A 13,343-nucleotide genomic window follows, 5' to 3' on the forward strand; every position below is an offset into this window, starting at 1 on the left:
GCCCTGCACGCAAGAAATTCTGCCAAAGGTCAAAAAGCCGACGGTAGCGCTTGCTTACATCGTCTGCGTGGCGCGCTCGGAATTCAGCACGCCTGCCAGCAGGGCTTCGATGCGGCCACGCGCCGCTTCCCCATCGGAGGAATCGTTGAACTGCACGCCGATGCCGGCCGTACGGTTACCCTGTGCGCCGATCGGCGTGATCCACACCACCTTGCCGGCCACCGACAAGCGTTCGCTTTCGTCGATCAGGCTGATCAACAGCACCACTTCGTCACCCAGCGAATAGCGCTGCGCAGTAGGTGCAAACAGGCCGCCATGCTTCAGGAACGGCATGTACGAGTTGTACAGCGATGCCGTGTCCTTGAATTTCAGCGAGATGATGCCCTGGCGGGCGGCGACCGGATTCATGCCTGTTCCCCTTGCTACAGCGCTGGCGGCTAGGAGCCTGTCGGACTTGAGTGGTCGAGGCGAGGCGCTTTACAACAGCGTAGCTGGTCAAATGCGACTGCGCGAGGACAGATTTTCGGCGATTCGCCGATCCATAGTGGTTCTATGGGTCAAGAATCGACGGAAATATGGACCGCGCAGGCGCATTTGCAGCCCGGCCAACTCAAGTCCGACAGGCTCCTACTGGTGGAGGTACATCCTAACCATGCGGCTGGATGTGCGCAAAGACGGGATGCTCAGTTCGCAGGCCGGAACGGCAATTCCAGCGTCGGAAGCCACCCGGCATCAAACTTCGCACCAACCCCAGTGATCGAAAATCCAGGGCGAAGGCCAATCCAGGTGCAGCTTCGCGAAGGTCGGTCCCGCATGCCGTTCCGATAGCCGGAATGCCCCATCGGCATCGCGCGTCAGCGGCGCCGATGGCCATGGCCAGTCCTTCACGCCGGCCGGCGTCGCCACCAGCAACCGCAACCATGGCTGCAATGCCGCCGGCGGCTGCCAGGGCAAACGCCCATCCCCGCCGCTGCCGTCCGCAGGCATATAACGCTCGGGACTATCCGCCAGGCGCAGCATGCGTCGGCGGCTGAGTACCATCTGGGTCCGGTGTTCGGCGAGCGCCGCCAGCTTGCGCTGCCGCTGCTCTGCGGAGGCATCGACGGATAGCGGGTAATCCGACGTGTCACCGCCATGCACAGGATAGGCAAGCAACCTGCAGGCAGCCTCCATTCCCGTCAGAGCCAATCGGCACAGCACGTGCGCCGCGCCGTGGTCAGGATGGCTGTCACGCAGCGCAGGGCCACACACGAGATTGGGTTGGAATGCCGCGATGACCGCACGCATCGATGCTGTCGATTTGGACGCGTCATCACGCAGGCGGCCAGTTATTTCCATGTCATGCCAACCCAGCGCGTGTAGCGTGGATGACGGCACGCCCAGACGCGCCAGCGCGTGCATCACTTCCTCGCGACGCCTGGCGCCCCAGCGCTGGCGTGCCGCGTCGTCGATCAAGATGCGGCGCTCTATATACCGCTGCGGCCATGGATTATTGTCGCCATCCGTCAGCAGCAAAACGCACACCTCGCCACCGGCAGCCAACACCTGCTGCAGCAATATTCCACCACCCAATGTCTCGTCGTCCGGGTGCGGCGCAATCACCAGCAGGCGGGTTTGCGCGGAAACGAGCAATCGCTGCATCAGCGCCAGCGCCCCAGCAACTCCAAGAGCAGCAGATCGCCTCGCAGCGGACCGCGCAGTGCCTCGCGCGTGCGGTTGGCGGCGTCGTACCACGCCATCAGTCCTTCGCCATCCAGCGAACTCGACAAGGGCGTGTTTTGCGCCGTAGCGCGTGCGCGCATTTCCTCCGCCACGGCCTGTGCGGCAAACCATAGGCGCTGCTCCGGCGCATCGTCGAGCCAGCGCTTGCCCATCGCCATGGCATCGCCACGGCCCGATGCCAGCGCGGCAAGATCCTTGCGAACGTCCTGACGCTGCGCGAGCGCCCCCTCTTGCGCCCACATCCGCGCCATGCCGGGATTACCGCCTGCCGCGGCCAAAGCCGCTTCGGCATCACGCACGCCAACGCCCTGCAACCAAGTGAGGGATTCTTCATGCTTGGGTAACTGGAATTCGATGCGCTGGCAGCGGCTGCGGATCGTCGCCGGCATGCGCCACGGCGCATCGGCGATCAGGATCAGCATGGTTTGCGAAGCGGGTTCTTCCAGCGTTTTCAGCAAGGCATTGGCCGCAGCGGCATTCATCGCATCGGCCGGATCGATGCTGGCGATCTGCCAGCCGCCAAACTGACTGGCGGTGGCCAGACGCGCGGACAATTCGCGAATCTGATCCACCACGATCTCCTGGCGTTGCACGCCATCCTTGCGAAGACCGTAACTGAGGGCGACGTAATCCGGATGCGTGCCGGCATCGAACAACAAGCAACTACGGCACGTACCGCAGGCATCGCCCTCCTGCGGATGCTGACAAAGCAGGCCACGCACGAAGCGGCGGAGAAAATCACGCTTACCCAAGCCCTGCGGACCGCACAGCAACAGCGCATGCGGCAAGGCATCGCGCCGACGGCGTGCCTGCAGTCGCGCCCAATGTTCGGCATGCCAGGAAGGATGGCTCATCGGTTTGCCTCGAACAGATGCGTCGTCGCGGCGATTGCCGCCTGCAGTACCTGATCCGGCGACAGGCTGGCATCGATCACGCGGAAACGTTGCGGCTCTGCGTGCGCACGATCGCGATAGGCCTGGCGCACGCGCTCGAAGAACGTATCGGCTTCCGTCTCGATGCGATCAGCCGCGCCGCGGCCGGCCGCACGCGCACGTCCGGTCGATACGGGCAGATCGAGCAGCAGCGTGAGATCCGGCTTCACGCCATCGCACGCCCAGCGTTCCAGATCGGCAATGCGCTCGATCGGCTGGCCGCGCCCGCCACCTTGGTACGCATAACTGGCATCCACATAGCGATCGCACAGCACCCATTGCCCTGATTCCAACGCGGGCTGGATACGTTCGCGCACCAATTGCGCGCGCGAAGCGAACATCAGCAGCAATTCGCTTTCCGCGCTGAGCGATGCATGGGCTGGATCGAGTACCAGCGAACGAATCGCCTCACCGAGCGGGGTACCGCCAGGCTCGCGTACTTGCAGCAACTGCACACCATGTTGTTGCAGATAGTCGCGCAGGCCGCCAAGCAAGGTGCTCTTGCCCGCGCCTTCGCCGCCTTCCAGGGAAATGAAACGTCCGCGTCGGTTCATTGGCAGCGCTTCAATTGATAGCAGGCAACATTGCGGTTCTGTTCTTCCAGCGTGCTGGCAAACACATGTGTGCCATCACCGCGCGCGACGAAGTACAACGCATCGCCCGCGGCCGGATGCAAGGCCGCCTCGATCGCCGGCTTGCCAGGCATCGCAATCGGTGTAGGCGGCAGGCCGGGACGCGTATAGGTGTTGTAAGGCGTATCGGTGGTCAGATCGCTTTTGTGGATATTGCCGGTGTAGCTGCTGCCCATACCGTAGATCACAGTAGGATCGGTCTGCAGCAGCATGTTCTTTTGCAAGCGCCTGATAAAGACACCTGCCACGCGTGGACGCTCATCCGCACGCCCCGTTTCCTTTTCCACGATGGAAGCGAGGATCAATGCGTCGTACGGCGTGGCCAGCGGCAGATTGGGATCGCGTTGCGCCCACAACGCGGCCAGCGTTTTGCTCATCGCATCATGCGCACGGCGGAGTATGTCGATGTCACTATCACCTTTTACGTAGGCGTAGGTTTCCGGCAGAAAACGTCCTTCCGGTCTTTCGCCGGACGCACCGACCTTCTGCATGATGGCCGCATCGTCGAGACCATCGGTTTCGTGCTTGAGCTTGTCGGCCTTGTCCAGGGCTTGCAGGACTTCACGAAAGGTCCAGCCGTCGACGATGGTGACGTCGCGCAGCATCACCTTGCCTTGCGCCATGGCGGTGAGCAGTTGCTCCGGCGTAATCCCCGGCGTCACGGCATATTCGCCAGCGTGCAAACGGCCCGCGATGTGCATTTTTTCCGCCAGCAGCCGCCAGTACAGCGGCGAGGATGTGGTGAGATGTTGCGCGCGCAATTGATGCACGATGTCCTTGAAGCTCGTGCCGCGCCCGATGTCCACGCTTTCGCCCGTGGCGCTGACACGCAGCGGCGTGACGGCAAAGCGTGAGAAATCGTGCCAGAACCATCCTGCGGCGCTCACCAGCGCCAGCAACAGGACTAGCAGCAGCAGGCGCCACGATACGCGCCCCTTTTGTGTATCGCCTCGACTCATGCGCACTCCACCGCGAAACCCAACTCGCGCCAATGCTGCTGCATGGCGCGAGCGACCGGACCGGGAGCGTACACGGTATCGCCCACGGCCTGAACAGGCAGAATGCCGCGAACGCTGGCGCTGAGGAAGAGCTCCGAAGCGCACAGGGCCTCGTCCAAGGACACGTCCCTCACCTGGCAGTTGGGAAAGGCTTCCAGCATGGCCGCGCGAGCCACGCCAGCGACGCCACAACGGTCCACCGCAGGCGTCACGGTTATACCGTCAATGACGGCGAAAAGATTGGCGGCCGTTGCCGAAATCACGTTTCCATGGCTATCGCAGACCAGGCCTTCGCCAATGGCTGCATCGTTCCATTCGGCGCGCGCCAGCACCTGCTCCAAACGATTGAGATGCTTGATGCCGGCAAGCAGCGGCTGATCGGCGAGCATGGTGCGGCAACAATGCAGACGCATGCCATGGGTGTAGAGATCACTGGAGACGACCGGCATGGGGAACGCCGCAACGATGCGCGTGGGCGAAACGGGCACCGGCAATGCGTAACCACGTTGACCAGGGCCGCGAGTGATGGTGATGCGCAAGACGCATGACGCCTGCACACGTGTCACCTGTTGTGCTTCCTGCCAAAGCAGGACGATATCCGGTGCAGGCATGCGTAAACGCTCGCACCCCCATGCCAGGCGTTGCATATGCCGGGTCCACAAGGGTGCCCTGCCCTGTTCGAAGCGAATCGTTTCGAACAAGCCATCGCCATAGCTCAAGCCCCGATCGAACGCCGAGACGCTATCGTGCGGCTGGCCGTTGATCAGCATCATCAGCCGGCCACTCCCAGCGCGCGCAGCATGCCGCGCGCCTTGGCGCGCGTTTCATCGAGCTCCTTTGCGGCATCGGAGTCGGCCACGATGCCGGCGCCCGCGCGCAGGCTGACTTCCTTGCCATGCAAGGTCAGCGTGCGGATCAAAATATTCAGATCGAGATCGCCATTGCGATCGAGATAACCCAATGCCCCGGTGTAAGCGCCGCGCGGCGCATCTTCCAAGGTGGCGATGATTTCCATGCAGCGCACCTTGGGGCAACCGGTAATGGTGCCGCCTGGGAATGTCGCCGCGATCACTTGCCCCGGGGTGACGCCATCGCGCAATCGCCCGCGCACGTTGGAAACGATGTGATGCACGTGCGCGTAGCTTTCCACCACCATCAATTCATTCACTTCCACCGTGCCCGGTTTGCACACGCGTCCCAGATCGTTGCGCTCCAGGTCGATCAGCATCACATGTTCGGCGCGTTCCTTTGGGTGCGCGGTCAGTTCGCGGATGCGCGCCAGGTCATCGTCGCCCGCTACACGCGGCCGTGTGCCCGCTATGGGACGCGTCTGCGCCATGCCGCGGCGTGCTTCGACCAGGCGTTCCGGAGACGAACTGACGACTGCCCAATCTTTCTGCTGCAGCAAACCTGCAAACGGTGCCGGGTTGGCGCGACGCAGGGCGGCATAGAGACTGGCAGCGGTGGGCTCTTGTGCAAAGCGCGCACGCCATTCGCGCGACAAATTGGCCTGAAACAGATCGCCTGCATGCAGATGCTCATGCACGCGCGCCACGCCATCGAGAAAGCGCGCCGGCGCGTCTTCCTCAATCGCTGCCGCAAGCGCCAGCGGTGCTATTTCCGGCATGGCGGAAAGATCCGCTTCCATTGCATCGAGCAACGCATCCTGCCCTGCTTCCGCCACCAGGATGGTTCGTTCACGCACATGGTCGACAATGATCGCCGCCGGGCAACGCAGCGCCATCGCCACCGGCAATGGCTGCGAGTAATGCAAACGCAGCGTCGGCTCGATTTCCGCTGCCAATTCGTACGTCAGCAACATCACCCAGCCGCCGTGGAACGGTAGCCCGTCATCGCCACCCTGCGGTAGTCGTTCCGCACGCCACGCATTATCCAGCGCATCGAGGAAACGGCCCGCATGCACGCGCCCATTCGGTTCGTGCACGAACCCGTCGGAAGTAAGCGTCAGCGTGGATTGCGGAAACGCAAACAGGATGTCATAGCGCGCGTGCGCATTCGCGCGCGTCACGCTTTCCAGCAAGGCCGGATAGCGCTCCGGAAATGCAGCGGCCGGCGCGAGGAGATCGCGCCGGCCGGCAAAGGTGCGAATGGCGCAGCCCACTCGATACGTCAGAGTCGACGGAAAGCGAGCGTGCCGTTGGTACCGCCGAAGCCGAACGAGTTGGAGATGGCAATGTCGATCTTCGCCTCGCGCGCGGTGTGCGGCACGAAATCCAGATCGCAGCCCTCGCCCGGTTCATCCAGGTTGATGGTGGGCGGCAGCACCTGATCGCGCATGGCGAGAATGGTGAAGATCGCCTCCACGCCACCCGCCGCGCCCAGTAAGTGGCCGGTGGTGGACTTGGTGGAGCTCATCGCCAGCTTGTAGGCGTGATCGCCGAACACGCTCTTGGCGGCCAGCACTTCGCCCAGGTCGCCCAGCGGTGTGGAGGTGCCGTGTGCGTTGACGTATTGCACGTCGGTGGGATTGATGCCGCCATCACGCAGCGCCGCCACCATGCAGCGTGCCGCACCCTCGCCCCCCTCGCTGGGCGCGGTGATGTGGTACGCGTCGCCGCTCATGCCGAAGCCGACCAGCTCGCAGTAGATGCGCGCGCCACGTGCCTTGGCTTGTTCGTATTCTTCCAGCACCAGCACGCCAGCGCCGTCGGAGAGCACGAAACCGTCGCGGCCCTTGTCCCACGGACGGCTGGCCTTGGTCGGTTCGTCGTTGCGGGTGGACATGGCCTTGGCCGAGCAGAAGCCCGCCATGGCGGTGCCGGTGGTGGCAAATTCGGCGCCGCCGGCCAGCATCACGTCCGCATCGCCGTACTGGATCATGCGTGCGGCCAGACCGATGTTGTGCGAGCCGGTGGTGCACGCGGTGACGCAAGCGATGTTCGGGCCCTTCAAGCCAAACATGATCGACAGATGGCCCGACACCATGTTGATGATCGAGCTCGGCACGAAGAACGGCGACACGCGGCGCGGCCCCTTCTCATGCAGCTCGATGGAGGTATCTTCGATGGTGTTGAGGCCGCCGATGCCTGCCGCCACGGCCACGCCGATGCGCGGCGCGTTGGCTTCCGTCACTTCCAGGCCGGAGTCGCGCAGGGCTTGCGTACCCGCGGCGATGCCGTAGTGGATGAACGGATCCATCTTCTTGATTTCCTTCGGCGCGATCCATTGCGCAGGATCGAAATCGCGCACCTGCCCGGCGATGCGCGTGGCATACGCCGTCGCGTCGAAGTGCGTGACGGGGCCGATGCCGCTGACGCCCTTGAGGATGTTGTTCCAGGCGGTGGCGATGTCGTTGCCAACCGGCGAAATGATGCCCATGCCGGTCACTACCACACGTCGTTTGCTCATGGATCGAATTCCTAGCTGGTTCGGGAAAGGTCAGCTTTCAAGCATCACTTTCCGACTTATCGCGATGCGCCGACCGCGCACACCATACGGGATCGGACGTTGCAAAATGCAGAAACGAAAACTGCGCCGAGATGGCGCAGCTTCCGATATTCACTACGTGGGACATGGGACGACAGTGTATCGGCCCCGCCACGCAGATCACTCCTTGGTGTGGGCCTTGATGTAATCGACGGCCTGCTGCACGGTGGTGATCTTCTCGGCTTCCTCGTCGGGAATTTCGGTTTCGAATTCCTCTTCGAGCGCCATCACCAATTCGACCGTGTCCAGCGAATCCGCGCCCAGATCATCTACGAACGAAGCGTTCTGGGTGACCTCGTCTTCCTTCACGCCAAGTTGCTCGACGACGATTTTCTTGACGCGCTCTTCGATGGTGCTCATGTTGCCTTTGCCTCCCAAGGGGAAATTAGTCCGTCTGCCGGGTTTCCCCCGGCAAAGTCTGCGGCATTGTAGTAGCTAAGCCGCGAAGCCGCCAATTATGCCAGGAATACAAGCCGCCGCGGGTTCCGCACGGCGCGAAGCCGCGATTGTCACCTAAAACGGCTCTCGTGACGACTTTTTGTTGCAGGTAATTTCAACCGCTAACAAGTTTCAAACGGGAGCCACGACCCAGCTCAAGCTTGAGCCGGTCGCGCCCTTTTCAAGCCAGGCCTTTCGGCCCAACCGCTTACGGCATGTACATGCCGCCATTCACATGCAACGTTTCGCCGGTGATGTACGCCGCCGCCGGCGACGCCAGGAAGCCCACCGCCTTGGCGATGTCGCTGGCTTCGCCAAACCGCCCCAGCGCAATCTGGCCCAGCAGGGCTTGCTTGGACTCTTCCGGCAGCCCACGGGTCATGTCGGTATCGATGAAGCCCGGCGCCACCACGTTGACGGTGATGCTGCGCGAACCGATTTCGCGCGCCAGCGATTTGGAGAACGCAATGATGCCGGCCTTGGCAGCGGCGTAGTTGGCCTGGCCCGGATTGCCGGTAAGACCGATCACCGAAGCGATCGAAATGATGCGGCCCTTGCGCGCCTTCATCATGCCGCGCATCACCGCCTTGGACAGGCGATAGACCGAGGTGAGATTGGTGTCGAGAATCGCCTGCCAGTCTTCATCGCGCATGCGCATCAAGAGCTGATCGCGTGTGATGCCCGCATTGTTGACCAGGATCGATACGGCGCCGTGCTGTTTGGCGATATCGTCAATCAGCGCATCCACCGAGGCAGCGTCCGTGACGTTCAATACACGTCCATGGCCGCCGTGCGGAGCCAGGCGTTCGCCGATGGCGGCGGCACCGGCTTCACTGGTGGCCGTGCCGATCACGGTGGCGCCCATGGCTGCAAGTTCATCAGCGATCGCCGCGCCGATGCCACGGCTGGCGCCCGTAACCAGTGCAACTTCGCCCTGCAGTGTGCTCATGCTTGTGTCCTTGGGTGAGGCGTGATTCGAAGAGGGAAAAACGTCAGGCCCACTCGCTGCGCGCGGCATCGAGGTCGGCAGGCGTACCGATGGCGCGAGTTTCCACGCTCTTGTCGATACGCTTGATCAGTCCGGTCAACACCTTGCCCGGACCGCATTCGGCAAGATGCGTAGCGCCGCCGGCAACCAGCGCCTGCACGCATTCGGTCCAGCGCACCGGCAGGTAAAGCTGGCGCTGCAAGGCGCCGCGAATGTCTTCCAACGAAGCGTAGCTGCGCGCTTCCGCGTTCTGCACCACCGAAATCGCCGGCAATTGCCATGCGATGGATGCCATGCGCTCACCCAACTTGTCGGCCGCGTCGCGCATCAGGGCAGTGTGCGAAGGCACGGATACCGCCAGCTTCACCGCCTTCTTGACGCCTTGCTCAGCAAGCTTGGCCAGCGCGCGATCGACGGCCTCAGCGTTGCCGGCAATCACCAGTTGGCCGGGCGAGTTGTAGTTGGCCGGCGCCACTATCTGCCCTTGCGCAACCTCTTCGCATACTGCAGCAATCTGCGCATCGTCGCCGCCAAGAATCGCGGCCATTGCGCCTACGCCGGCAGGCACTGCTGCTTGCATCAAGCGACCACGTTCGGCCACCAGCGCTGCTGCGTCATGCAATGACAAAGCGCCCGCACAAACCAGCGCGCTGTATTCGCCAAGACTGTGACCGGACAACTGCGACGGCTGCGCACCGCCCAATGTCTGCCACACGCGCCATACCGCCACGCTGGCCGCAAGCAAGGCTGGCTGCGTGTTCTCGGTGCGGTTGAGCTGATCCTCCGGCCCTTGCTGGCTGAGCGCCCACAGATCGATACCGGCGCCCTGAGAAGCTTCGTCGAACGTGGCTTTCACTTCGCCATGGACAGCGGCCAATTCGGCAAGCATCCCGACCGATTGCGAACCCTGGCCGGGAAAAACGAAAGCGAGCGATGCGGACGATTGGGTCATGAACAGGCGCAATCCATCAGGAAAAACGAAATGGTGCCATCAATGCACGACGTACGCAGCCGTATTCGGCTGCGCGTGTGGATAGGCAACGTGGTTTTGCTTTGCTCGGATCAGTAGCGCAACAAGGCCGAGGCCCAGGTAAAACCACCGCCGAAAGCTTCCAGCAACAGGTTCTGCCCGCGGTGCACCTTGCCCGAGCGCACCGCGAAATCCAGTGCAAGCGGCACGGAGCCGGCGGAGGTATTGGCGTGCTTGTCGACGGTGACGATCACCTGCTCCATCGACATGCTCAAACGCTTGGCCGTGGCTTCGATGATGCGCAAGTTGGCTTGATGCGGAATCAACCAATCCAGCTGCGATGCTTCCATGCCGGCAGCATTGAGCGTTTCCTCGACCAGCGAATCGAGCGTCTTCACCGCGACCTTGAAAACTTCACGGCCGGACATGCGGATACGCACGCCGTGGTTGGGCTCGTCGTCTTTGAAGCCGACGGACACGCCGACCGGATTCCAGAGCAACTCCTTGTAGCCGCCATCGGCATGCAGGCAGGTGGCGTAAATGCCGGGTTCGCTGGAGGCTTCCAACACCACGGCCCCGGCACCGTCGCCGAACAGCACGCAGGTTTCGCGCTCTTCCCAGCGCACCATGCGTGTGAGCGTTTCAGCGCCGATCACCAGCACTTTCTTCGACTGGCCGCTGCGGATGAACTTGTCCGCAATGCCCAAGGCGTAAACGAAACCGGAGCATGCGGCATTGACGTCAAACGCCGCGCAACCGTTGGCGCCGAGACGATGTTGCACCAAGCATGCCGTGGAAGGAAAAATGATGTCGGGCGTGGTGGTGCCCAGCACGATCAGATCGAGTTCGGATGCCTTGACGCCAGCTGCATCGAGTGCGCGCTGCGCGGCCAGCGTCGACAAGTCACCCGTGGTTTCCCCATCGGCAGCGACGTGGCGCTGGCGAATGCCGGTGCGTTCGCGAATCCATTCATCGCTGGTGTCGACAAACTTTTCGAGATCGGCATTGGTGAGAACACGCTCCGGCAGAGCGCTGCCGGTGCCGACGATGCGGGCATAGATCTGGGTCATTGAATATCCATCAGCGGGCGAAGGTGCTTGACGCCATCCGCCCGAGGGCTGCGTGATCCAAGCACCAAGACCGCAACGTTACGTTGCCGCGAGACCCCATTCAATAGGCGCACCGGCGTAGCAGAACGCAAAGCGGCGCGTTGCCGCGCCGCTTTGCGAACGAAACCAATAGGTTTCGACGGATCAGTCTTCGTCGACCACCGCAGTGTTGGTGTCGATCACCTTCTTGCCGCGGTAGTAGCCATCGGCGGTCACGTGGTGACGACGATGCACTTCGCCGCTGGTCTGGTCGGTGGCCAACTGCACGGTGCTCAGCTTGTCGTGCGAGCGACGCATGCCGCGGGTGGACGGGGTCTTGCGGCTCTTTTGAACGGCCATGGTGGTTTCTCCAGCTAAATCATTTGTTCTTGAGTTCGCGCAACACCGCGAACGGGTTATCGGGACGCTCTTCGGCGGGAACAGCTTCCGCCGGCGGGCGTGTGACTTCTTCAGGCAATGCAGCGTCCGGATTGACCGGTATCAGCGGCAGCGCCAACAACAGTTCGTCCTCGATCACATCGATCGGACTCAGCTTGCCGTCCTCGGCGACCAGCAAGGGCTCAACCCCGGGAGGAAGCCCCGCCTCCTCCTGTTCCGAACGAATCAGGCCCAGACGGCTATCCACCGTGACGGGCATGACGAACGGATCGAGCGTGCGCTGGCAGACCAACCACAAGGGCGCCTGGACGCGAACTTCGACATAGGCGGTGCCGAACTCGTCCCGACCGAAGTCGAGCTGGTACTGGGCCAAACCTGCGTCGTCCGCCAGTGCCTCGCAGAGGCGAGACATTGCGGCGATGGGCAGTGACCCCTGGAACGAACGCCGCGCGGAAACCATGCGCCAAGCGTCCACGGACTCTGGCAGTGTCGCGGACATAACCGGGAAATAGTAAGTTTCCCCGGAGGTTAAGTCAACCGCGCAACCCATCACATCGTTCAACCGCACGCTTTGCCTGAACCGAATGCATGCGGCAGACTGCGTCCATCCTAAGCCCTAAGCCGGCACTCCCTTGGACACTTCCCTCACGATCGGCCTGATCGCCCTGTTCATTCTACTGGCCATCGCCCTTGGCGGCGCCTTCCTGCTGCGTAAATTGAATCGGCGCAACGCCAGCCTCAGGCGCCTGCTGGAACTGACCGACCGGGTCGAAGCCGACCTCAAATCCTGCCGGACCAGACTCAAGCAGGCCCATGCGGTGATGTCGATGAACCCCGATCTCCCCGCCGCTGGCGAGCAGGAAGCCGCCAACGCCGTAGACGCCGGCCTGCGCGCCCTGCTGCAGCAGCGCATCTGGATCCGCGACCATGCGCCCACCGCCACCCAGGAGGAACTGGACGCCGCCGCTCAAGCCATGGGCCAGACCCGTGACCGGCTGCGCCCCCTGCTCCAGGCTCTTGGCGAGGCGCAGGACGAGCTGGACAGCGCAATGCGCGAGCACATCCGCCAGGATTCGCATTCATGAGCCACCAGCGGCGGCTGGTGCTCGGCTCGACCTCCCGCTACCGCGCCGAACTGCTTGGACGACTGGGCCTGGCTTTCGAGCAATGCGCTCCAGGCACGCCTGAAACCGAACGGCCCGGAGAAACGCCAGCCGCACGCGCCATGCGGCTGGCCATCGCCAAGGCGACCGATGCCGGTAACGGTGTGGCCGATGCCCTGGTCATCGGCTCGGACCAGGTTGCTGAACTCGATGGCCGGCTGCTGGAAAAGCCCGGCGCCGTCGAAGGTGCGCATGCGCAATTGAGCGCCTGCTCCGGCCACATCGTTTCCTTTCACACGGCGCTATGCGTGTTCGATACCGCCAGCGGACAATCACGCACGCATCTCGATCTCACCCGCGTGCATTTTCGTCAGCTGCAACGGGAAGAAATCAGCCGCTACATCGAGCGCGAACAGCCATTGGATTGTGCCGGAAGTTTCAAATGCGAAGGACTTGGCATCAGCCTGTTCGAGCGGATTGAAAACAACGATCCGACGGCGTTGATCGGCCTGCCATTGATAGCACTCGCAAGACTGTTGCGCGAAGCAGGCATCAAGGTGCCATAACGCTTGCTTAGGCTGGGATGAAATCCAGCATGCTTATGGCTCATGATGCTGGGATTTCAT

Annotated in this window: 16 protein-coding genes; 2 read left to right on the forward strand and 14 right to left on the reverse strand. The window is 62.6% G+C overall.

Annotated features, from left to right (window positions below):
• Positions 1–54: 54 nt before the first annotated feature.
• The 14 genes from VJR68_RS08465 to VJR68_RS08530 all read right to left on the reverse strand — a co-directional run bounded on the left by VJR68_RS08465 (position 55) and on the right by VJR68_RS08530 (position 12,074).
• Positions 55–408 (reverse strand): PilZ domain-containing protein, encoded by a 354-nt coding sequence (locus VJR68_RS08465; protein ID WP_284330436.1) that lies wholly within the window; start codon positions 406–408, stop codon positions 55–57.
• A gap of 324 nt (positions 409–732) precedes the next feature.
• Positions 733–1,641, reverse strand: a complete 909-nt coding sequence (locus VJR68_RS08470; RefSeq protein ID WP_324147237.1) for a PIG-L deacetylase family protein — start codon at positions 1,639–1,641, stop codon at positions 733–735.
• Positions 1,641–2,576, reverse strand: a complete 936-nt coding sequence (gene holB, locus VJR68_RS08475) for a DNA polymerase III subunit delta' (RefSeq protein ID WP_324147238.1) — start codon at positions 2,574–2,576, stop codon at positions 1,641–1,643. The genes VJR68_RS08470 and holB overlap by 1 nt, the downstream gene beginning before the upstream one ends.
• On the reverse strand, positions 2,573–3,208 hold the full coding sequence (tmk, locus tag VJR68_RS08480; protein WP_324147239.1) for a dTMP kinase: 636 nt from the start codon (positions 3,206–3,208) through the stop codon (positions 2,573–2,575). The genes holB and tmk overlap by 4 nt, the downstream gene beginning before the upstream one ends.
• Positions 3,205–4,245, reverse strand: a complete 1,041-nt coding sequence (mltG, locus tag VJR68_RS08485) for an endolytic transglycosylase MltG (RefSeq protein WP_324147240.1) — start codon at positions 4,243–4,245, stop codon at positions 3,205–3,207. Before mltG ends, tmk begins: the two co-directional genes overlap by 4 nt.
• Positions 4,242–5,057, reverse strand: coding sequence for an aminodeoxychorismate lyase (pabC, locus tag VJR68_RS08490; RefSeq protein WP_324147241.1), 816 nt, complete (start codon positions 5,055–5,057; stop codon positions 4,242–4,244). Before pabC ends, mltG begins: the two co-directional genes overlap by 4 nt.
• Positions 5,057–6,406, reverse strand: coding sequence for an aminodeoxychorismate synthase component I (locus VJR68_RS08495; RefSeq protein ID WP_324147242.1), 1,350 nt, complete (start codon positions 6,404–6,406; stop codon positions 5,057–5,059). The genes pabC and VJR68_RS08495 overlap by 1 nt, the downstream gene beginning before the upstream one ends.
• 8 nt (positions 6,407–6,414) lie before the next feature.
• Positions 6,415–7,653: a beta-ketoacyl-ACP synthase II gene (gene fabF / locus VJR68_RS08500; RefSeq protein ID WP_324147243.1), complete on the reverse strand. Its 1,239-nt coding sequence runs from the start codon at positions 7,651–7,653 to the stop codon at positions 6,415–6,417.
• Between the two features lie 198 nt (positions 7,654–7,851).
• The gene (gene acpP / locus VJR68_RS08505; protein WP_324147244.1) at positions 7,852–8,091 is read right to left on the reverse strand and encodes an acyl carrier protein; all 240 of its coding nucleotides are present in this window, start codon (positions 8,089–8,091) and stop codon (positions 7,852–7,854) included.
• Between the two features lie 286 nt (positions 8,092–8,377).
• Positions 8,378–9,118, reverse strand: a complete 741-nt coding sequence (gene fabG / locus VJR68_RS08510) for a 3-oxoacyl-ACP reductase FabG (protein WP_324147245.1) — start codon at positions 9,116–9,118, stop codon at positions 8,378–8,380.
• A gap of 43 nt (positions 9,119–9,161) precedes the next feature.
• Positions 9,162–10,109: an ACP S-malonyltransferase gene (gene fabD, locus VJR68_RS08515; protein WP_324147246.1), complete on the reverse strand. Its 948-nt coding sequence runs from the start codon at positions 10,107–10,109 to the stop codon at positions 9,162–9,164.
• Positions 10,110–10,219: 110 nt separating this feature from the next.
• Positions 10,220–11,197, reverse strand: a complete 978-nt coding sequence (locus tag VJR68_RS08520) for a beta-ketoacyl-ACP synthase III (RefSeq protein ID WP_324147247.1) — start codon at positions 11,195–11,197, stop codon at positions 10,220–10,222.
• 183 nt (positions 11,198–11,380) lie between these two features.
• Positions 11,381–11,575: a 50S ribosomal protein L32 gene (gene rpmF / locus VJR68_RS08525; RefSeq protein WP_324147248.1), complete on the reverse strand. Its 195-nt coding sequence runs from the start codon at positions 11,573–11,575 to the stop codon at positions 11,381–11,383.
• Positions 11,576–11,594: 19 nt separating this feature from the next.
• Complete coding sequence (locus tag VJR68_RS08530) at positions 11,595–12,074, reverse strand: YceD family protein (protein ID WP_324147249.1); 480 nt, start codon at positions 12,072–12,074, stop codon at positions 11,595–11,597.
• 172 nt (positions 12,075–12,246) lie between these two features.
• Here VJR68_RS08530 and VJR68_RS08535 point away from each other — a divergent pair, with 172 nt between their 5' ends.
• A complete protein-coding gene (locus VJR68_RS08535) occupies positions 12,247–12,699 on the forward strand; it encodes a hypothetical protein (RefSeq protein ID WP_324147250.1) in 453 nt (150 codons plus the stop codon).
• Positions 12,696–13,283, forward strand: coding sequence for a Maf family protein (locus VJR68_RS08540; protein ID WP_324147251.1), 588 nt, complete (start codon positions 12,696–12,698; stop codon positions 13,281–13,283). Before VJR68_RS08535 ends, VJR68_RS08540 begins: the two co-directional genes overlap by 4 nt.
• Positions 13,284–13,343: the final 60 nt, after the last annotated feature.

It is taken from the genome of Dyella sp., assembly GCF_035277725.1.
GTDB lineage: Bacteria > Pseudomonadota > Gammaproteobacteria > Xanthomonadales > Rhodanobacteraceae > Dyella_B.